General features: G+C 58.8%; 18 protein-coding genes and 2 pseudogenes. 6 read left to right on the top strand and 14 right to left on the bottom strand.

Annotated elements, in window-relative coordinates; genetic code table 11:
- Window positions 1-21: 21 nt before the first annotated feature.
- The 3 genes from creD (at window position 22) to A7976_RS00715 (ending at window position 3616) form a co-directional block, all read left to right on the top strand.
- Window positions 22-1365, top strand: coding sequence for a cell envelope integrity protein CreD (gene creD / locus A7976_RS00725; protein WP_067105785.1), 1344 nt, complete (start codon window positions 22-24; stop codon window positions 1363-1365).
- A 104-nt stretch (window positions 1366-1469) separates the two neighbouring features.
- Window positions 1470-2906 carry a DUF4139 domain-containing protein gene (locus A7976_RS00720; protein WP_067105783.1) on the top strand — a complete coding sequence of 479 codons (1437 nt, stop codon included), beginning with the start codon at window positions 1470-1472 and terminating at the stop codon, window positions 2904-2906.
- Complete coding sequence (locus A7976_RS00715) at window positions 2903-3616, top strand: SAM-dependent methyltransferase (protein WP_067105781.1); 714 nt, start codon at window positions 2903-2905, stop codon at window positions 3614-3616. The genes A7976_RS00720 and A7976_RS00715 overlap by 4 nt, the downstream gene beginning before the upstream one ends.
- 52 nt (window positions 3617-3668) lie before the next feature.
- Here the strand turns inward: A7976_RS00715 and A7976_RS00710 are convergent, their stop codons facing one another.
- The 8 genes and pseudogenes from A7976_RS00710 to A7976_RS15450 all read right to left on the bottom strand — a co-directional run.
- Window positions 3669-4937: an MFS transporter gene (locus tag A7976_RS00710; RefSeq protein WP_067105778.1), complete on the bottom strand. Its 1269-nt coding sequence runs from the start codon at window positions 4935-4937 to the stop codon at window positions 3669-3671.
- Window positions 4938-4945: 8 nt separating this feature from the next.
- The gene (gene mutL / locus A7976_RS00705; RefSeq protein WP_067105776.1) at window positions 4946-6769 is read right to left on the bottom strand and encodes a DNA mismatch repair endonuclease MutL; all 1824 of its coding nucleotides are present in this window, start codon (window positions 6767-6769) and stop codon (window positions 4946-4948) included.
- Between the two features lie 180 nt (window positions 6770-6949).
- Window positions 6950-7315 carry a DUF2938 family protein gene (locus tag A7976_RS00700; RefSeq protein WP_256365511.1) on the bottom strand — a complete coding sequence of 122 codons (366 nt, stop codon included), beginning with the start codon at window positions 7313-7315 and terminating at the stop codon, window positions 6950-6952.
- Window positions 7316-7538: 223 nt separating this feature from the next.
- Complete coding sequence (locus A7976_RS00695) at window positions 7539-8618, bottom strand: alcohol dehydrogenase (protein WP_067105774.1); 1080 nt, start codon at window positions 8616-8618, stop codon at window positions 7539-7541.
- Between the two features lie 49 nt (window positions 8619-8667).
- Window positions 8668-9465 (bottom strand): FAD-dependent oxidoreductase, encoded by a 798-nt coding sequence (locus tag A7976_RS00690; RefSeq protein ID WP_240483781.1) that lies wholly within the window; start codon window positions 9463-9465, stop codon window positions 8668-8670.
- Window positions 9466-9537: 72 nt separating this feature from the next.
- A pseudogene (locus A7976_RS15455) lies at window positions 9538-9798 on the bottom strand (NAD(P)-binding protein); the annotation flags it as partial.
- Window positions 9799-9802: 4 nt separating this feature from the next.
- Window positions 9803-10054 (bottom strand): hypothetical protein, encoded by a 252-nt coding sequence (locus A7976_RS15290; RefSeq protein WP_240483753.1) that lies wholly within the window; start codon window positions 10052-10054, stop codon window positions 9803-9805.
- A gap of 96 nt (window positions 10055-10150) precedes the next feature.
- A pseudogene (locus A7976_RS15450) lies at window positions 10151-10471 on the bottom strand (cupin domain-containing protein); the annotation flags it as partial.
- Window positions 10472-10825: 354 nt separating this feature from the next.
- On the opposite strand from A7976_RS15450, the gene gcvA reads away from it, so the two are divergent.
- Complete coding sequence (gene gcvA, locus A7976_RS00680; protein WP_067105769.1) at window positions 10826-11740, top strand: transcriptional regulator GcvA; 915 nt, start codon at window positions 10826-10828, stop codon at window positions 11738-11740.
- Between the two features lie 172 nt (window positions 11741-11912).
- On the opposite strand, the gene hxlA is transcribed toward gcvA, so the two are convergent.
- From hxlA to A7976_RS00655, 5 genes are all read right to left on the bottom strand, one after another.
- A complete protein-coding gene (hxlA, locus tag A7976_RS00675) occupies window positions 11913-12608 on the bottom strand; it encodes a 3-hexulose-6-phosphate synthase (RefSeq protein WP_067105767.1) in 696 nt (231 codons plus the stop codon).
- Between the two features lie 126 nt (window positions 12609-12734).
- On the bottom strand, window positions 12735-13955 hold the full coding sequence (locus A7976_RS00670; protein WP_067107196.1) for an ABC transporter permease: 1221 nt from the start codon (window positions 13953-13955) through the stop codon (window positions 12735-12737).
- Window positions 13955-14662, bottom strand: coding sequence for an ABC transporter ATP-binding protein (locus A7976_RS00665; protein WP_067105765.1), 708 nt, complete (start codon window positions 14660-14662; stop codon window positions 13955-13957). Before A7976_RS00665 ends, A7976_RS00670 begins: the two co-directional genes overlap by 1 nt.
- Complete coding sequence (locus tag A7976_RS00660) at window positions 14662-15840, bottom strand: efflux RND transporter periplasmic adaptor subunit (protein WP_067105763.1); 1179 nt, start codon at window positions 15838-15840, stop codon at window positions 14662-14664. Before A7976_RS00660 ends, A7976_RS00665 begins: the two co-directional genes overlap by 1 nt.
- Window positions 15837-17312, bottom strand: coding sequence for a TolC family protein (locus A7976_RS00655; protein ID WP_067105761.1), 1476 nt, complete (start codon window positions 17310-17312; stop codon window positions 15837-15839). The genes A7976_RS00660 and A7976_RS00655 overlap by 4 nt, the downstream gene beginning before the upstream one ends.
- Before the next feature lie 204 nt (window positions 17313-17516).
- Here A7976_RS00655 and A7976_RS00650 point away from each other — a divergent pair, with 204 nt between their 5' ends.
- Together A7976_RS00650 and A7976_RS00645 are read left to right on the top strand one after the other, a co-directional pair.
- Window positions 17517-18671: a fatty acid desaturase gene (locus A7976_RS00650; RefSeq protein WP_067105759.1), complete on the top strand. Its 1155-nt coding sequence runs from the start codon at window positions 17517-17519 to the stop codon at window positions 18669-18671.
- A complete protein-coding gene (locus A7976_RS00645) occupies window positions 18664-19593 on the top strand; it encodes a hypothetical protein (protein ID WP_067105757.1) in 930 nt (309 codons plus the stop codon). Before A7976_RS00650 ends, A7976_RS00645 begins: the two co-directional genes overlap by 8 nt.
- Window positions 19594-19602: 9 nt before the next feature.
- Here A7976_RS00645 and cls read toward each other — a convergent pair whose 3' ends face one another.
- A complete protein-coding gene (cls, locus tag A7976_RS00640; protein WP_082877904.1) occupies window positions 19603-21024 on the bottom strand; it encodes a cardiolipin synthase in 1422 nt (473 codons plus the stop codon).
- Window positions 21025-21069 lie beyond the last annotated feature (45 nt).

The raw sequence follows: 21069 nt of genomic DNA, 5'->3' as shown, positions 1-21069 counted from the left end.
ACATATAAACAAGGAGTTGTCATGAATCGTTATCCCTTGCTTTCCAAGACCTTGATGATCGGCCTGCTGGCGCTGATTCTGCTGATACCGCTGGGCATGATCGAATCCAAGATTTCCGAGCGCAAGACATTGCAGCATAGCGTGCAGGAGGATATCGCGCGCAGCGCCGCCAGGCCGCAGACTCTGTCCGGACCGTATCTGGTCATTCGCTACAAACTGCGCGAACAAAAGAAGGAAAAAGATGAAAAAGGACGCATAAGAACCAGCATTGTGGAGTCGCTTCCGTTCGAGACCGTCATAGCGCCGCACACGCTGAAAATCACTGGAAGCGCCGATGTCGAGAGTCGTAGCCGAGGTATCTACAAAGCGCAGCTCTACAATTTACACAGCAAGATTTCAGGCAGCTTCACCTTACCGCGCGCATACGGTCTGAGCGACAAGATCGAAAACATCATCCCTGAAGCCGCCTACGTTGTAATGCGCGTTAGCGATTCGCGCGGGATACGCAATACGCCCCTATTGACCCTCAACGAGACGACACATGAGTTTTCGCCCGGAGTGGCTGCAGCAGGCAGCATTGTTTCGGTAGCGGGCAATGGCATGCACGTTGCCTTGACCGCGCCCGACGTTAATCAGCCGCGTACCTTCAACTTCAGCTTTCCGCTCGAATTGCAAGGCACGAGTACGCTGGCGGTGCAGCCTTCAGGCGACACAACCGAAGTCGCGTTCAAGTCCTCCTGGCCGCATCCTTCCTTCGGGGGCAGTTTTCTGCCACGTAGCCGCAACATTTCGAATCAGGGTTTCAGCGCTCAATGGCTGGTCACGAGTCTGGCCAAGAATTCGATCGTCCAATCCGGCAATAACCAGCAAGCAGAGGCCGAAGCATTTACGGTCGACTTCGTCGATCCGGTTAATATTTATTCGATGTCAGAGCGTGCGGTGAAATATGGCTTGATGTTCGTTGTGCTCGTCTTCACGGCATTCTTCATGTTCGAGGTTCTTCGCGGACTGCGCATGCATCCCATGCAGTATTTGCTGGTCGGTCTGTCGATGGCGATATTTTTCCTGCTTATTATCAGCCTGTCCGAACACATACCTTTCCTTGCCGCCTACATTGCCTCTGGCAGTGCCTGCGTGCTATTGATAGCCTTTTACCTTGCAGGAGTGTTGCACAGTGCCCGATCTGCATTGGTATTCTCAGGCGGTATCACCTTGCTCTACGCAGTACTGTTTGGCGTGCTGCAATCGGAAGACAACGCCTTGCTGATGGGCTCGCTGATTCTCTTCGCCGCTCTTGCCACCGTGATGACGCTGACACGCCGCATGGACTGGTATCGCCTGAACGACCCTTCTAATCCGGTGTGAGATTTGCGATACTGCGCTGCACGGTCGAACCGGTCGTGCAGCGTATGGTCGCAGCGATATGCGAGCAGTCCGTGCACTCTTCGCGCCTACAAGAAAGGAATCCCATGAATAAGCGCTCCATCCCCCTCCTGGTCGCCGCCGGCCTTGCCGTGACGATATCTGCCGCAGCCGAGGAAACCAGAAGCACGCTTGCCGATCAGCAGAGCGTCGCCGTGACCATCTATAACGAAAATCTGGCGCTGGTGAAGGATCAACGGAAAATCCAGCTGGGCAGCGGGCAGAACACGTTGGCTTTTCGCGATGTCAGCGCGCAGATGCGTCCGGAGACGGCTCTGTTACGCAGCTTGAGCAGCCCTGGCAAGTTGTCGGTGATTGAGCAGAACTTCGATTTCGATCTGCTGACGCCGCAGAAGCTGCTGGAAAAATTCGTCGGAAAATCGGTCGGCATCATCAAGACCAACCCCGCGACGGGTGCCGAAACCACGGAGCAGGCGCAGGTGCTGGCGGCCAATAACGGCGTGGTGCTGAAGATGGGCGATCGCATCGAAACCGGCGTGCCCGGGCGCATCGTTTACGGCGACGTGCCCGCCAATCTGCGCGACCGGCCAACGCTGGTGATGTCGCTTAACAACGGCGGCACGGCCCAGCAGGATGTCGAGTTGAGCTACCTCACCGGAGGACTGGGCTGGAAGGCGGACTACGTAGCCGAACTGAATGCTGCGGACGACAAGCTGGACCTTTCCGGCTGGGTGACGCTTACCAATACCAGCGGCGCATCCTACCGCAACGCGAAATTGCAACTGGTGGCGGGTGACGTAAACCGCGTCCAGGATGAACGACGCCTGGTGCGGGCGATGTCAAAAATGGAGATGGCCGCATCCGCCGATGTGCAGCAGATGGCCGAGGAGTCGCTGCTGGAGTATCACCTCTACACGCTGGATCGCTCGACGACTATCGCCGAGAACCAGACCAAACAAGTGTCGCTACTGTCGGCCTCCGGTGTGCCGGTACGCAAGGAGCTGCTGCTGCGCGGTGCGGATTATTACTACAGCTCCAGCTATGGCGAACTGGGACAAAAAATGAAGGTCGGCGTGTTCGTGGAATTCGACAACAAGGAAAACGCACGTCTCGGCATGCCGCTGCCCAAAGGCATCATCCGCGTCTATAAAAAGGACGGCGCCGGCAACGCGCAATTTGTCGGCGAAGATCGCATCGACCATACGCCCAGAAATGAGAAAGTACGCCTCAAGCTGGGCGAAGCTTTCGACGTGACGGCGGACAAGAAACAAACCGATTTCAAGAAACTGCCCAATCCGACCAAGGGCACGGCGATGTTCGAAAGCGCCTATGAAGTCGTGTTGAAGAACGCCAAGAAAGAAGCCGTCACCGTCACCGTGCAGGAACCCATTCCGGCCGACTGGAAAATCATCAAGTCCAGCCATGCGCATGAAAAAGCTGCCAGCAACACGGCGGTATGGCGCATCGACGTGCCTGCCGAAGGCAAGACCACGCTGACTTACCGCGTACAGGTGAAATATTGAGCCTGGGCACGCTGTACCTGATTCCGGTCACGCTGGGTGACGACGCAATCGGCAAAGCGCTGCCGCCTGACGTGGTGAGCATTGCACAGAAACTCGATACCTTCATCGTCGAAAATGAAAAAACCGCGCGGCGCTTTCTGGGAGCGATCAAGACGCATAAACCGGTGCGCGAACTGACGATGCTGACACTCAACGAGCACACAACCGATAAAGAGTTGCCCGCGCTGCTCGCGCCATTGCTGGAAGGCCGGGATATCGGGCTGATGTCGGAAGCTGGCTGCCCCGGGATTGCCGACCCCGGCGCACAGCTGGCGGCGCAGGCGCACCGCAAGGGTATACGCGTCGCGCCGCTGGTCGGCCCTTCTTCCATCCTGCTGGGCTTGATGGCTTCAGGATTGGATGGTCAGCGTTTTACCTTTCTTGGTTACTTGCCGAGCGAGAAAGCGGCTCGGGTACAAACACTGCGTGAAATCGAACAGGTCTCGCGCAAGAAACGCGAGACGCAGATTTTCATCGAAACGCCCTACCGCAATCAGCATTTGCTGGAAGACATGCTCGCGAACTGCAATGGAGACACGCGCTTATGCGTGGCATGCAACATTAGCCTGGAGTCGGAGCTGATCGTCACGAAACGGATTGCGGATTGGAAAAATGCTCCGCTGCCGGATCTGCATAAAAAACCGACCGTGTTTCTGTTGCTCGCAACGTAGCACAACCGCTTGCTTACTCCAGATACCCCTTGCACGAGGGAGCGAAGTAGCGCTAGAAGGAGTCGTGTCGCGTTTCGCGCATCAAAATCACCGCGCCCAGACTGATCCCGGCAGCAGCGGTGATGTAGCCGCCTACAAAAGCCAATCCGCCGTAAGCGACGAGCTTTTGCGCGATATACGGCGCGAACGAGGCGCCGAGGATGCCGCCCAGGTTGTACGCCGCCCCGGCGCCGGTGTAGCGCACACGAGTCGGGAATAATTCGGGGAGCAGCGCACCCATGGGGGCGAAAGCTGCCCCCATCAAAAACAGCTCCAGCGCGAGAAAAGCCATAATCAGCAGCGCCGAACCACTCTCCAGCATCGGCTGCAGCAGAAAACCGGACAGTAACGCACCGAAGCTTGCCGCGATCAGCACCGGCCGCCGCCCATAGTGGTCACCCGCCCAGGCTGCGAAAGGCGTCGCCGCGGCCATGAACAATATGGCGATGCACAGCATGCCCAGGAACTGCTCTCGCGGGATATTGAGCGTCGTAGTGCCGTAGCTCAGCGAAAACACCGTGGAAATGTAGAACAGCGCATAGCACACCACCATGGCCAGCGCTCCCAGCAGCAAAGGCAGCGCATGATGGCGCAGCATTTCCAGCAATGGCAGACTTGCGCGTGCTTGCTGTTGCAGGGCGCGTGTAAAAACCGGCGTCTCCGAAAGCTTGAGCCGCACATACAGCCCAACCATCACCAGCAGCGCGCTGGCAAGGAAAGGAATGCGCCAGCCCCACTCGCGGAACTGCGCTTCATCCAGAAAATGCGCCAGCAGCAGAAAACTGCCGGTAGCAAACAGGAAACCGACCGGCGGTCCGAGTTGTGGAAACATGCCGAACCAGCCGCGCCTGCCTTCCGGCGCGTGTTCCGTTGCCAGCAATGCCGCGCCGCCCCACTCCCCGCCCAGGCCTATCCCTTGCCCGAAACGCAGCAGGCACAGCAAAGCAGGCGCAAGCCAGCCTATCATGTCATAGCCCGGCAGCACGCCGATCAGCATGGTGGAAATTCCCATCACCAATAACGATGCAACCAGTGTTGCCTTGCGCCCGATGCGGTCGCCGAAATGGCCGAACAAGGCTGCGCCCAAGGGACGCGCCAGGAAAGCGACGCCGAATGTCAGGAAAGCATTCAGCGCCTGTGCGGCAGGATCGCTCTGCGGAAAAAACACCGGGCCTATGACCAGCGCGGCGGCCATGCCGTAAATATAAAAATCGTAGAACTCGATGGCGGTGCCGATAAAGCTGGCGAGGGCGATGCGGACAGTGCTGATGCCGGATGACATGGAGATGGCTATTTGCCGCGCATGAACATTTTGTCCAGCTCGCTCATCGTCATCTGGAACCAGGTCGGACGGCCGTGGTTGCACTGGTCGGAACGTTCCGTAGCCTCCATGTCGCGCAGCAGCGCATTCATTTCGGTAACGGTAAGACTGCGGTTGGCGCGCACGGCGGCGTGGCAGGCCATGGTGGCGAGCATTTCATTGCGGCGCTCGGTGAGCACGCGGCTGCCGCCATACTCGCGAATGTCGGCGATTACGGCACGTGCCAGCGCCACAGCGTCGGCATCCGCCAGCATTGCAGGAATCGCGCGAACCGCCAGGGTCGTCGGCGAGAGCACGGCGATCTCGAAGCCGAGGTCGTGCAGTACGGTCTCTTGCTCTTCCACCGTGGCAACCTCCAGCCGGTCGGCATGAAAGCTCACCGGGATCAGCAGCGGCTGCGTGGCAATGGCGCGCGTGTCCAGCGCATTCTTGAGGCGCTCGTACATGATGCGTTCGTGTGCGGCGTGCATATCCACCACCACCAGGCCATGCCGGTTTTGCGCCAAGACATAGACACCGTGCAACTGGGCGATGGCGAAACCGAGAGGAAACTCCTGGGCTTCAGCAGGCAAATCCTCCGTGATGACGTATGGCGGGCTGACCTGCAATGGCGCCTGAGCGGGCGCCGCGGCATTGGACGAATTGCCGAACAGCGTTTCATAGAACCCCAGACTTTCTGCAGCACGCAGCGGAATCTGCGGCTGGTACGGCTGCGTTGAATACGCCGCTTGCCCCGGACTGGACGGTGCGCCGCTGCCGGGTTGCGGCTGGTTCAGCCCGAACGGGTTGTTTTGCTCCGGCGCGGCAGCCACGGGTGCTGCCAAGGCCTTGTGCAGCACGTGAAAAATGAAACGATGTACAGCCTGGCTGTCGCGGAAGCGCACTTCGGTTTTGGTCGGGTGTACGTTCACGTCCACCAGGGTAGGATCGATCTCGAAGAACAGCACGAAAGCCGGATGGCGCTGATGATGCAACACATCCTGGTAAGCCTGGCGTATTGCATGCGAAACCAGCTTGTCGCGTATGAAGCGGCCGTTGACGTAGAAATACTGCGTATCGCGCGAAAGCTTGGAGTATGCCGGTTTCGCCGCCATGCCCCACAGCCGCAAACCGGCGCTGGATTCATCTAGCATCAGGGCATGTTCCGAAAATTCCGAACCCAGCACCTCGGCAAAGCGTTTCTGCGGCTCGCCGGCGGTCATGCGCCATTGGGCACGCCCATTATGCTGCAGCATGAAACCGGCCTGCGGACGCGACAGGGCAATGCGCTTGAAGGCCTCTTCGCAATGGCCGAACTCGGTGTTTTCGGTTTTAAGAAACTTGCGCCGGGCGGGCGTGTTGAAATAGAGGTCGTTTACTTCGACCACCGTTCCCTCATCCAGCGCTGCGGGCTCGGCAGGGATCAGCGTTGCACCTTCAGAAGCGATGCGCCAGGCGTGGCGTTCGCCAGTCAAGCGACTGACGATGCTGGTCCGCGAAACCGAGGCGATACTGGCAAGCGCCTCGCCGCGAAAACCCAGGCTGGCGACACGTTCGAGGTCGTCGAGGCTGGCGATCTTGCTGGTGGCATGGCGCGCAAGCGCCAGCGGAAGTTCGTTCGGCGCGATACCGCCACCGTTGTCGGCTACACGGAGCTGTTTGATGCCGCCCTGCAACAGCATGACCGACACGTTGTCGGCTCCGGCATCGAGGCTGTTTTCCAGCAGCTCCTTAAGCGCCGAGGCCGGCCGCTCGACGACTTCCCCGGCCGCAATCTGGCTGATGAGGTGGTCGGGAAGGAGTTGTATCGTCATGGGAATACCGAAAGCGGAAATGACAGCATTTTAACGTGTCGCACACAGCGCCGGACGGCGTAAATGAAAAATGTCCGCTGCAAGCACCAAGGTGCTGGAGGGCAGCGGGCTAATATCACTGCGATGATACGGCCTCAATGCCTGTCCAGCACGTCATTCAAGGCCCCTGAGCTCAAGCTGCTAGTGAGACAGCAGTGCCGTGAGGTACATGCCGACCCCAAATACAGAATGACCAAGAATGCTCATTAATCGCGCCACGTTCGGTTTTGGTGCGCGCGATGCGGCAATCCTCATCCCCATGCCTGGCATCATCAAAAAATAGGGCAAAACAAGCAGCATGAGAGCAAGCGTCATTGGTGCAGCGATAACAGGCTGTCGCAACCAATCAGCACCCCGGATCGCAACAAGCAGTAGACCGTAGCCCGCACCAACGATGTAATGGAAGGCCCAGCCTATGACAAGCTCGCCTGGTACCTTGCTGGCCTTGCCGAGCTGCAGTTGAACGAAGCTGCCGCGAGGCATGAGCCCGATCCAGCGGCCAACCATTTGCCCAATTGGTTGCAGGTATTCCGAACAGGCGCTGCAGGATCCATGCGTAGAGGTCGAGTACAAGAGTTCCGTCGGTGCCGACGATCGCGCCCGTGGCGTAAATGACCACCGAATTGGCGCAGCCAACGCTTGTGCAATGGTAAGTCGCCATATGTTCCCTCGCTGGTCGCGTTCCGGAAACACGGAAGAAAATCGTCCATCAGGGCGGTATTGTTGTGTGTCATTTGGATTTACTCGGCATTGAAAGCTCCATGGGCTGAGTCACGCCAGGGGCTGGCTGGTAGCCTATGGTCAACACCATGCGGAACCTGGCGTTGCCGGATTTCATCCTCTGATAGGCGTCGTATGCTTGCTCCAAAGGCATGGTCTCGATTCGTGGGCGGACACCGGCGAGGACGCTGAAATCCAGCACCTTCTCGTTCTCGTAAGGTGAGCCGGTGATCGACCCCTGCACGCTACGCTCGCCTACGACCAGATGACCAACGGATACGGGAAGCGGGTCCCTGCCGACGCCCAGCACGACCAGGCGCCCCTGTGGCGTCAGGCCGGGCATCAGCGCGGATACGGCGGCTGGATGGGTGATGGTGGTGACGATGGCTTGCGCGCCGCCCATGCTTTGCAGCTTGGCCGTGGCATCCTCTTGATTGGTGTCGATATAGACGTGTGCTCCCAGCGTCTTTGCGTCCTCGGCGATATCAATACCACGTCCAATCGCGACCACCTTGAAGCCCATCTTGCGCGCATATTGCAGTGCCATATGACCCAGGCCACCGATGCCGAGTACAGCCACCAGGTCGCCGGCCTCGGCCCCCGACTTCTTGAGGGCGTTGAAGGTGGCGATGCCAGCGCACAGGATGGGTGCGGCTTCTTCGGAGCTCAGTTCGTCCGGAATCGAAACCAGCCCAGTGCTGCGAGCCAGCATCATTTCCGCGTAGCCGCCGTCGCACGTGGAGCCGACGAAGGGCTGGTTCTGGCAGAGCTGGAATTGGCCTCGACGGCATTGCACGCATTCGTTGCAGTGGCCACCAAGACGGCCCACACCCACGCGCTGGCCGAGCTTCCAGATCGAAGGCGTGTTGGTGCCGAGCGCGACGATGCGGCCGACGACTTCATGGCCGGGCACGCGCGGAGGCTGCAATGTCGGATCGACTCCTTCAATGTCGGCGGCATCGGCGCCGCAGATACCGCATGCCTCGACCTCGATCAGCACTTCCCCGGGGCTCGGCGTGGGCGTTTTGCGCTCCACCAGTTCGAGGATGCCGGGCTGGGTAATTTGCATGGCACGGTAAGTGGTCTTCATGTCCGGTCCTTTAGTAGTCATACATGCGACTTGTCGTGAGGTCGCACTCTCACGAGCTGGGTTTTGGCAATGCTTGCACGCCCAGACTCGCAGCTTCGATGGCGCCGGCAACGTAGCCCGGAAACTGTCGCGACCACTCGCTGGCGATGCCGGTCAGGCGGCTACTCCAAGGGCCGGAGGTGACCGTGGCGGCAGGGACTTCGGCGTAGTGGCCGGCGCCGTCCAGATCGGCAACGGTGGCCGTGTAGGGGTCCAGCGCCCAATCCTTGATGATTTCGGCCTTGGGTGTCGCTGCCTGTGGCCCAAACATCCGCATGAACTGCGTGCGACAGAGGGGCAGTAATTCGTCTTCGGGCACATTCTTCCGGAAGCGGGCCGGCATCCCGAAGAAGCCGAACAAGGCCGCGCTGCCACCGGGCATGGACGCATCGTGGATCTCGCCCAAGGGGCCCAGCATGCTTCGGGCTTCGCCGGACAGTCCTTGCTCACGCCAGAATGGGCTGTCGTAGATGGCGATGTACTTGGCATGTGGCGCCATCCAGGTGGCCGTCGCGCGCCATTGCAGTGCCAGGGCTTGCGGCAAGGCCGGCGTGAACTCGATGCTGTCCTCGGCCAGACGCGGAGGCAGCGCCAGCAATACATGCTCGGCGCACCAGGTCGTGATGTGGCCGAAGGCGTCCTCGCTGTCCAGTTCGACATGATGGTCGGTGCAACGCAAGCGCCGGACTGGCTGACCGGTGATTATTCGCGTCGAATCCAGACGGCTAAGCAGGACGTCGATGAGTGCGCCCATGCCGCCCACCAGGCGCATCGAGCTTGGAAGGTTCTTGAATCCACGTCTCCGCATGGGTGGAACACTGGACGAGTGCTCCACCACCATGTCGCCCTGTTCATACTGCCCGAAGCACTCCAGGCCCAGATCGTGAACAAGCCGGTCCAGCTGGGGCTGGAAGCCAGGCCAGAACCACGTTGGTCCCAGATCGAAGCGATCGATATCATCCACTGCGGGCGCCATCCCGGGAGCCGGGTGCCCCGACGCGGAGGCAGACGCGATGCGTCCTCCGAGAGAGTCGCGTGCCTCAAGGAGCACGTAATTCGTAATGCCTTGCTGCTCGAGTAAGTACGCGGCATACAGCCCACTGAGGCCCCCTCCGACGATGGCGATACGATAAGTCTGCATTGATCTAAACCTTGGTGGTTTTGCCGGTCGGGTGACCCGTCTTGAGATAAAGGGTAGTGCCGCTCTTGCTGGCGACGATTCCGGGATACTCGCCAGCAGGCAGGCGTATCCAGCAACCACGCGTGTATTGCTGCCCATCGGCCTGCAGTTCGCCGGCTAGTACCAGCATCTCGGCGCTATCTACAGGGCTGGTGAAAAGAGGCTCGTCCGGATCGAGGCGCTCAAGGGTCACCTGTTCGGTAGCACCTGAATACAATGGACAAACATCCCGTCCAGGCCGGCGGATCCACCGGGATGGATCTTGTGTATCGATGCGATCGCGGCAGTCTTCCTCTGGCGGCATCTGCCAAAGTTTGACGAAGATCACTGCCCCCTCGGCACTGAATGGCCAGTGAGAGGATCCAGGCGGGTTGCGTAGATACCAGCCAGCGGGGTAGTGCTGGTCATCCTCCGAGAACGTGCCAGAGAGCACCAGTATCTCTTCTCCGCCTGGATGCTGATGTGGTGGAAAGTGCGAGCCTGGCGCATACCGCACGATGCTGGTGGCACGCCCCTTTTCTCCTCCTTGCCGGTAGAGCATCACTCGCTCCACTCCAGGCTGTGGCGAAGGTACCCATTGATACTGATCGGGGGCGACTACCGTGCATTGTGAATAGTCCGTATTGATAGGCATGACCGTTTCTTCAACCGTAGCGATGTTCTGTCGCTTGAGCCATCTCATGGCGAGTTTCGCCCATTCAGGGTTTCGGTAGTTTTTTCGGGGCTCTAGTGGCTATCATCTATCTCCTTTCGGCTCCAGCCTTATCCGTCAGTTCTGGATTGTCTTCACCAACGCTGAAACCAGCTCCCGCAACAGTACGGCCCTAGAAGAAAAAATATTCACCAGTGCTTATTGAGATATCGATTGAAGAGTATTGAGGTAGCATGTTGTCAGCTCACAATGTATTTATGGCGCCATTGTTCACGTGAGCACGCCTTGCCGCAAATGAGTTATTCTTTTTCCAACTGAAAGAAAAACTATCTCATTATGAAGACTCCTATCCACCTGAATGCGCTACGCGCGTTCGAATCCAGCGCCCGGCATCAAAGCTTTTCCGCAGCAGCAGCTGAGCTCCATGTGACACCTGCGGCTGTAGGACAGTTGGTGCGAAGCTTGGAGACATGGCTTGGTGCACCGCTCTTTCATCGAAGCAGCAGCGGACGTGCGCGGCTCGTGGCTACGGAAGCTGCGCAGCGAGCACTGCCGGACATACGGGCGGGATTCGATCGATTGAGCCTCGGTCTGGAACGACTCAAGGAGATATCGACAAACGGCGTGCTGACGGTGACGGTCAGCCCCGCCTTTGCTGCCAAATGGCTATTGCCGCGCATTGATCGGTTCCAGGCAACGTGGCCCGATACCGACGTGCGGCTCGATACCAGCCTCAAGCTGCTGGACTTCGTCGCTCAAGGAATCGACATTGGCGTACGCTATGGTGCAGGCGACTGGCCTGGACTGGTGACGGAAAAACTCATGGACGAGGAAGTCTACCCTGTCTGTTCTCCCGGGTTGCTGCGTCAGGAGCGGCGATTGCGCGAACCAGTCGACCTTGGCAAGGAGACGCTGATCCACGATCTGTCGATGGATAGCCATGAGGGCTTTGCGTCCTGGGATGCATGGCTCGAAAAGGCGGAGGTGAAGGCGATCACGACCAAACGAGGACTGCGGATCAACAATTCCGCCGCGGTGCTGCAAGCAGCGATCGATGGACATGGTGTGGCATTGGCCCGCAGCGTCATGGCGCGCGACGATCTCGCAGCTGGCCGATTGGTTAGGCTATTTCCGCAAATCGAGTTCACGTCTGCGCTTGCCTACTACGTAGTATACCGGGCGGAATGCGCCAGCCTGCCAAAGTTGGCGGCTTTTCGCGACTGGCTCATCAGCGAAGCGGCGGCAGGATAGACATCAGCAGAAGTACTCCTTTGGTTCTCTAATGGCACGAGACAAAGGCGATTGCTCAAATATGCAAGCTTCCGCTGAAGCATGCCTGAAATGAAAAATGCCGTCATCCTTGCGAATGACGGCATTCTGCTTTATTGCGCACTCCATCCATGTTGGACGGAGCAATGAGCAATTAAGCGAACAGCTTCTTTACCCAGCCGAAGAGGCCGCCGCCGGCGCTTTCGCCGCTGGCTGCATCGGCCAGTTCGCGGATTTCGCGAGCAGCAACGTCAGGAGCCTTGGAGCCGGTGATCGCGCCGCCAACAACGACGATGCTCGGGCCAGCCTTGACGACTTGTTGTACCGTAGCCTGCTTGATGCCGCCGGCAACGGAGATCTTGACGTTGAGACCCAGGCCAACCAGGGCTGCCAGGTCGGCAAACGGGGTTTGGCCGGCCAGTTGCTGGTCGATGCCGGTGTGGATGCCGATGATATGGGCACCCACCTTGGCGGCTTCGGCTGCACGTGCGGCCTTGTCGGTCACGTTGATCAGATCGACCTGGGCTTGCTTGCCGTAGGCGTTGGCCACATCGACCACGCCCTTGATGGTGCCGATATCGGCAGTACCCAGAACGGTGGTGATGTCGGCGCCAGCCTTGAAGAACGGCTCGGCTTCGTAGTAACCGGCGTCCATGGTCTTCAGGTCGGCAAAAATCAGCTTGTCCGGATGTTGTGCGCGGATTGCCTTGACAATCGCGATACCATTCACCTTCAAGCAGGGCGTGCCGATTTCAATGATGTCGACGTAGGGAGCGGCTTGACGAGCCAGCGCCAGGGTTTGTTCGTAATCTAAAGAATCCAGTGCTACTTGAATTAATGGCTTGGCCACGATATATCCTCCGAATGGGTTGCAGGGTTATGATTTGTTGCGTATTTATGATTTCGTCGCGGGCTCAATGATACAATTTTTTCCGGCCTTTCAGGCAAGAGTTTTTTTGCCTGAAGAACCAGTAGCTTATTGATATCTCAAGGCTTCGATTGGCCTTAGTCTGGCTGCTTGGTGGGCCGGATAATACCCGAAAAAAACGCCTACTGCAGTCGCAACCGCAAAACCAAGCGCAATTGACGCAAAAGTGATAACTATCGGCGTTTGCGTCAAATGGTTCACAAGCAACGCCCCGCCTACTCCCAGGGCCACGCCGATGGTGCAGCCGGCAATCGAAATACTGATCGCTTCCAGCAGGAATTGCGTCAGGATATCGCGCTTTCTGGCCCCTATCGCCATGCGGATGCCGATCTCGCGCGTGCGCTCGGTCACCGACACCAGCATGATGTTCATGATGCCGACCCCGCCGACAACCAGCGAGATCGACGCAATCGCGCCCAGCAGCAGGGACATCAGTTTGGCGGTTTCGGCGGCGGTATTCGCCATCGCGGTCATGTTGCGCACAGTGAAGTCATCATCCGCGCCGGCTCGGATACGGTGCCGCTGGCGCAGCAGATCATTCATGTCGCGCTCGGCCTGCGGCATCGCTTCCGCCGACACGGCCTGCACCATGATGTGCCGAACGGCATTCTGGAACTGCTGGCCGAGCAGCTGGCGCTGCGCGGTGCGCACCGGCACCAGGACAGTGTCGTCCTGATCGCGGCCGTCCAGCGCCTGCCCCTTGGGCGCCAGAACGCCGATGACGATGAAGGGGCTCTGCTTGATGCGTATGGTCTTGCCGACCGGGTTTTCGTCGCCGAACAGATTCTGCGCCACGGTATTGCCCAGAACGGCAACACGCGTCGCCGAGCGCACGTCTGAATCGGCCATCCAGTAACCGTCGGCGAGCTCCCAATTCGCGACCTCGAGATAATCCGGCGTCACACCGGAAATGCCGGTACTCCAGTTGTTGGGGCCGTTGATGACCTGCGCTGTGCCGGAGGCGACCGGAGCGGCCGCGGCGATATTGGGCAGCTCGGCAATCGCTTCTGCGTCGCTCAATGTCAATGTCGGCGCAGCGCCGCCACCCATGCGCACGCCGCCGGAAGTGGTCGAACCGGATACCACGAGGAAAAGATTGCTGCCCATCGAGGCAATCGATTGATTCACGGAATACTGCACGCCCTGCCCGATCGCCATCATCAGGATGACTGCGCCCACGCCGATCACCATCCCCAGCATGGTGAGGAAGGTACGCATGCGGTTGGCACCCATCGCATGCCAGGCCTCGCCGAGCATCACCCCTATCATCATGCGGCAGCCTCGTGAACGCCGCCATCGTGCACGATATGGCCGTCTACGAAGCGTACCAGCCGTTTCGCGTATTGCGCGATGTCCGGCTCGTGCGTCACCAGCACAATGGTAATGCCGTCCTCGGCATTCAAGCGCGTGAAGATATCCATGATTTCCTGGCTGGTATGCGAGTCGAGATTGCCGGTCGGCTCATCGGCGAGAATCAGCCGCGGCTTGCCGGCCAGTGCGCGGGCAATGGCGACGCGCTGCTGCTGGCCGCCGGATATCTGGTTGGGCAACGATTCCGCATATTTGCCCAGCCCTGTCTGGGTCAGGAGATTGCGTGCGCGTTCCAGCCTTTCGGATTTGCCTATGCGGGCATAGAGCAGCGGCAGCGCGACATTGGTTTCGAGGTTGGCGCGCGGCAGCAGGTTGAAGCCCTGAAAGACGAAGCCGATCACGTGATTGCGCAGCCGCGCCAGCTCGTCGCTATCCATCTGGCCGACGTCGTGGCCCTGTAACTCGTAGCGGCCGCCGGTGGGGATATCCAGACATCCGAGAATGTTCATGAAAGTGGATTTGCCCGAGCCGGAAGGGCCCATGATGGCGACGAACTCGCCCTCCTGGATATCCAGCGACACGTCGTGCAGTACCGGCACCGGACCGGCATCGGTTTCGTATTGTTTCTTGAGATGGCTGATGCGGATCAGCGGGGCCGCTTGCATCAGAATAGCCTCATGCGCATACCCGGCCCGCCGGAGCGCTTGTCTTCTTCCGGCGAATTATCGCCGACGATGACTTGATCTCCCGCCTTGAGATTGCCCGAAAGCACGGCCGTGTACTTGTTATCGGTAATGCCCAGCGTTACCGGAACTGCAACAGGCTTGCCCTGGCGCAGCACGTAAACCTTGCGCGCCGGGCCATCCTGGCGGCGGGAGGATTTGGCTTTGGATCCATCCCTGGAGGACTCGTTTTGTGCTGGTCGGTAACGCAGCGCGGCATTCGGCACCCGTAACGTTGCCGGTTGTTCGGCAACGGTGATGCTGACATAAGAAGTCATGCCCGGCAGCAGGATCAGTTCCGGGTTATCCACGCCCAGCACCACGTCGTAGGTCACGACATTCGACTGTATGGTCGGATTGAGCCGTACCTGCTGCACCACGGCACTGAATTTACGATCCTGGTAGGCATCCACACTGAAGATCGCCTGCTGGCCGACGCGTATCTGCCCGACGTCGGCTTCGGCGAAATTCGAATGGATCTGCATCTTGGAAAGATCCTGCGCGATCTTGAACAGCTCCGGCGTCTGGAAGCTGGCGGCCACGGTCTGGCCGATATCCACCTGCCGCGCCACGACCACTCCGGAAACCGGCGAGCGGATCACGGTGTAATTGAGATTGGCCCGGTCGCGCGCCAGCTGCGCCTGCGCCTGCGCAATCTGCGCCTCGGCGGAGCGTCGCGCCTGTATGGCCTGATCCAGCTCCAGCCGCGATACGTATTCCAGGCCGAACAGATTCTGCATGCGTGCTTCATTGGCGCGCGCCAGGTCGAGGGTGGCCTGTACGTTGCGGATACTGGCCTCGCTCTGCCGCACTTGCGCGGAATAGATCGCGTCGTCCAGCTCAAGCAGGATTTGTCCTTTTTCCACTTTCTGGTTGAAGTCGGCGTAGAGCTTGCGCACCGTGCCCGAAACCTGGGTACCGACGCTGACCAACGTCACGGGATTCAGCGTGCCGTTGGCGGATACGGTCTGCACCATATCGCCGATGTCTACTTCTTCCGTGCGATAGATCGCGCTCGCGTCGGGCTGGTGCTGGCTCCGGTAATAGTAATAGCCGCCTGCTGCAACGAGCGCAAGCAGCAGTAGCGCCCAGCCGCTGAATAGCCTGGAAAGAAACTTCATTGCTGACTTTCTGAGGAAAGAGGATGTTGAGTATCGGCCGCCACGTCGTCCAGCCGACCCATCGAGTACGCCAGGCTGGCCCGTGCAATATCCCAGTTGAAACGGGCCTGTATACGCTGCGCCCGGGCACTGGCAAGCGCGGACTGCGCAGTGATCACGTCGATGATATTGCCTACGCCGGCCTTGTAGCGGCCAAGCGCGACATCGGCGTTCTGGATGGCGCTGGCGACGAGATCGGCGCTGCTCTGCACCGATTGCGTTTCAGTCTGGAGATTCTGATAGGCCTGCCAGACGTCGAGCGCAATCTGCAAGGAAATCTGATCGCGCGCGGCCTTTCTGGCCTCCGCCTGCTCCGTCGCGGAACGGATGCGATAAGTGTTGGCAAAGCCGGTAAATAGCGGAATCGTGACATTGAGCCCTATTCCGCCGCTACGGCTGGAGTCGCTGGATTCACGATTGAGATAGGCCAGATCGGTGCTGACGGAAATGCTGGGTTTGCCTGCGGCGCGCGCGCTGGCGATTCCGGCCTCGGCAGCAGCGATTTGTGCCTCGGCCGCGGCAAGATCGGGGCGACGCCTGCGCGCCTCCGCGATCAGCTCGCCGACATTGGCCTGGAATTGCCCGGTGGCCGGTGCGTCGGCGACGGGCTGCAAGGTGTAGTTCTGGTTGGCATCCATGCCCATCAGATTGGCCAGCGTGCCGTGCGCATTGCGCAGCGCGCCCTCGGCGCGGATACGATCCAGCACCGCCTGCGAATAGGCTGTTTGCGCCTGCAATCTGTCGGCGGGCGTGCCGACACCCACCTGATAACGCGCTGTCGCTGCATCCAGGCTGGCCTTGCTGCTGCGCTCGGCCTCCAACGCGGATTCCAGCGCCGCCTGCGCGGCATTCAGCTGGTAATAGCCCTGGATTGCGGAGAAGAAAAGCCCCTGCACGACGTTATCCTGCGTCGCGCTGGCAGCCTCGAACAATTGGCGGGCATTTTCGAGGGCGGCATCGCGGCCACCGAAATCGTAGAGAAGATAAGACAGGCTGACGCCAGCGGAAAGCTGGTTGTAATCGGTGTTGCCAGAGGAAGAACTGCCGAAAGTACTTCCGGTGGTGCCGCTCGTTCCACCCAGGCCGCCGCGGCTTCCGCCGTTGCTCCAGTTATGTTCGACGCCGGCAGTGGCGTCGACATTCGGCAGGAAAGCCGCCCGCGCCACACCGACTTCTGCAGCCTGCACGCGCGCATTGGCCCAGGCTTCATGGCTTTTTGGATTGCGGCACAGCACACGGTCGACTACATCGGCCAGCGAGAGTGCCGCAGGCAGCGCCAGCTCGGCACCGCAGACATCGTTGCCACTGGTGGCGATCGATCCGCTCACGACCGGCTTCGGCAGCTTGCCGGCTTCGAAGGGATCCTCCCAGTCCACCGCCTGACAGGACAGGCTGCTCGATAACAGGCAAAAGATGAGTGCAAATTGCTTCATGTGGCAGCTAGGTTCCGGCACTGTTGAGGGGTCTGCAGCGGCAAACCGCACGCAACAAAAATTATTTCAGGGCCATTGAATGTAGCAAAGGGAACTCGCCTGATCAATTCCTGACCAATAACTTTAACCTACATTTACGCACGCGCTTACAAAGGCTTACAAAATCCTCGACGGCGCGCTTTTTCATGCTTGCAGGAGTTCACAATGGGTTTCGGTCTGTTCGCACTTCCCTGGTGGGGCCTGGTTCTGGTGACCTTGATACTCACTCATGTCACCATCGCTTCAGTCACCATTTTCCTCCATCGCCATCAGGCCCACCGCGCACTCGATCTGCATCCCGTCGCCAGCCATTTCTTCCGCTTCTGGCTGTGGCTCACTACCGGCATGGTAACGCGCGAATGGGTCGCCATCCATCGCAAGCATCACGCTAAGTGCGAGACCGTCGATGACCCGCACAGTCCGCAGATTTACGGCATTGCCAAGGTGTTGCTGGAGGGCACGGAACTGTATGGTGAGGAAGCCGCCAATCGGGAAACGCTTGCGATCTACGGTCGCGGCACGCCCGACGACTGGATCGAACGTCACCTTTATACGCCTCACACCGTACTCGGCATCGCGCTGATGCTGATCATAGATATTGTGCTATTCGGCGTCATCGGCCTTACCGTCTGGGCGGTGCAAATGCTATGGATTCCGGTCTTCGCGGCCGGGGTGATCAACGGCGTGGGACATTACCTCGGCTATCGCAGTTTCGTCACGCGCGATGCTTCCAGGAATATCGTGCCGTGGGGTTTGCTGATCGGCGGCGAGGAACTGCATAACAATCATCACGCCTACAGCAACTCGGCGCGGCTCTCCAGCCGCTGGTGGGAATTCGACATCGGCTGGATGTACATCCGGCTGCTGGCCATGCTCAAGCTTGCACACGTGAACAGGGTCGCGGCCCGGTTACGTTTCGATACTTCCAAGGCAAAGTGCGACCTGGACACCTTGCAGGCCATCCTGACCCATCGCTATGCGGTCCTGGCCGGATTTACCCGGTCGCTCAGAAGTACGGTAAAACACGAAGTGGCGGCCCTGAAAGTGGCTCGCCTGCCGGCCACGATGCGACGCTGGCTGCAGCGGGATGCGGAATCCCTACCTGAAAAGGATCATGCGGTATTGCGCCAGGCACTGATGTCCAGCACGGTATTGCAGACGGTGTACTCGATGCGACAGGAGCTGGCGGCGCTCATTGCCCGGACCAATGCATCGCGGGAACAGCTGCTGCAACAGCTCGAAGACTGGTGCCGGCGTGCGGAAGAAAGCGGTATTGCGGCATTAAGCGATTTTTCGCGACAATTGCGCAGCTATGCCTGAGGTGCGCCGTCAGTCTGGGCGCGGACATGGCATTACGCTATCGTTCCTGCTGCTGGCTGTCGCCCTGTTTCTGTTTAACGGCCATCAGGCCTACGCGGGGCTCGACATGAAACCTTCCGCTACTACCTTACGTGCCAGCTATGAGCGTCTCACGCCAAAACTGCACAATAACGCCTATAACCGCTCGCTTTATATCGAATCCCATGAGTCGTCGAATGAGCTCAAGGGCGACATTTATGCACTGGTCTCCCAGCCATTTCCCGTTGTGAATGGCGCGCTGAACGATCCCTCCGGCAAGCCGGTGAATTGGTGCGAAGTCCTGATACTGCATCTCAACGTCAAATATTGCCGTGTCGGGCAGGATGCCAGGGGTAGTACGCTTACGGTCCACCTTGGGCGGAAGATGGAACAGCCGCTCAAGGATACCCACCCGGTGGAGTTCCGCTACAGCGTACTGGATTCCGGAAAAACCTATTTCGCGACCAGCCTGAGTGCGCCCCGAGGCCCGTTGAGCACGCACGATTACCGCATCATCCTGGAAGCGATGCCCGCCGATAATCACCTGACATTCATCCACTTGACCTATGCCTACGGATTCGGGATGTCCGGAAAGATAGCCATGAAGGGATACCTCGCCTCACTGGGACGCGGCAAGGTGGGCTTTACGCCGGTCGGCACGCGGGCGGACGGCAAGCCTGAATATATCAGCGGCGTACGCGGTGTAGTGGAACGCAATGCGATGCGCTATTACGTGGCGATCGATTCGTTCCTGAACGCCCCTGCCAAGGACCAGTTCGAGACACGACTGAAAGCATGCATCGACACCCTCGAGCAATACGCGGTGCAATTGCATGAAGTGGATCGGACAACCTATCTTGAAATGAAACGGAATGAACACAGGCGCATGAACAATTCATTATAAATAAATAACTTACATAATATTCTGAAAGAATCTTGAGAAGAACTCATTCAGTCTTTGCAGCATCGGCCGACGCTTCCATTCTGCCAACTGGATCGACTTCGCCTTGGCGATATCATCCTTGAACATACTCTCCACTTCCTTACCGGTGACTTCTCCGAGCACGATCACATCGACTTCGTCGTTATATAGCACGCTACGGTGATCCAGGTTGGAAGAGCCGACTACCGACCACACCCCGTCAATCACCACCGTCTTGGCATGCAGGATGGCATGGTCGCTTTCGTAGACCTTCACACCGGCTTCGAGCAAATCACTGTAATGCGATCGTTGCGCAGCAAGCGTAGCCTGTACATCGCTTTTTCCCTGGACCAGCAGCCGCACATCGACGCCGCGCCGGGCGGCATCCATCAAGTCCTGCTTCATGCCCTTGGTCGGCAAGAAATAGCTGTTGGTGATCCAGATGGTTTTTTCAGCGTTGCGGATCGCCGACAGCAAAGTGACGTAAAACCTGGAAATCTCGTGATCCGGCCCACTGCCGATCACGCGTACAACCTCGATACCATTCGGTTTCAGAGGAGGAAAATAGCCTTTGTCATCGATTTTCTCGCCCAGATGCTTATACCATTGGTCGAAGAACAGCTTCTGCAGCTCTGCCACGACAGGCCCTCGCACCTCCAAGTCGGTATCGCGCCAATGCTCCATCTTTTTATCGCCCGTGGCGTCGAAAGGCCTGCTTTGGTAGTTAACGCTGAGATTGATGCCCCCGACGATAGCCGTATGCCCGTCGACGACCAGGATCTTGCGATGATCGCGGTCATTGGGCGACTTGATGATGCGACGGCGTTCCAGCGGATTCATCGGATTGAATTCCAGCACTTTTACGCCCGCCTTGCGCAAGCGGTCGAAGAACTCGGGCGGCGTGGAGATCGAGCCGAAACTATCGTAAAGGATATTGATTTGTACGCCCTCCTGCCGCTTGGCGACCAGAAGATCGGCAAGCTTGGTGCCCTTGTGCTCGACATTCTCCAGAATGTAATACTCCATGTTCACATGGTGTTTGGCGGAGCGAATCGCATCAAAAATCGCATCGAAGGTCTGCTCGCCATCGCGCAGTAAACGCGTGGAGTTCCCGGTGACGAGCGGACTTTCCGCGATCTCCTGCTCGACGGCCAGATGGCGCTTGAAAAGATCGCTATTCTGGGCGTTCAGACCCAGGCGCTCAAACAACGCCTTGCTCTGCTTCGCCGTCAACGGCCCTTTTGCGCCCATCACGCGCGGATTGGCATCCGAATTTGTACCATTGATGACCGCATCGGCATCGGGTACGGTCGCACACCCGACAAGACTGGAATAAAAAAACAGCAAGGTGGCGCTTCGGGCAAGCCAGGAGCGCAAGTTGAATGACGCATGATTGATGCTGCCCAGAAACATCCGGCGTCTCCTCGAATTCGCTTTTTCAGGCGAAGTGGCCAGAAC

The sequence above is a fragment of the Methylobacillus sp. MM3 genome (assembly GCF_001645185.1).
Taxonomy (GTDB): domain Bacteria; phylum Pseudomonadota; class Gammaproteobacteria; order Burkholderiales; family Methylophilaceae; genus MM2.
Note: the sequence above shows the minus strand (reverse complement) of the source record. Positions and strands in the feature narration are given on the sequence as shown.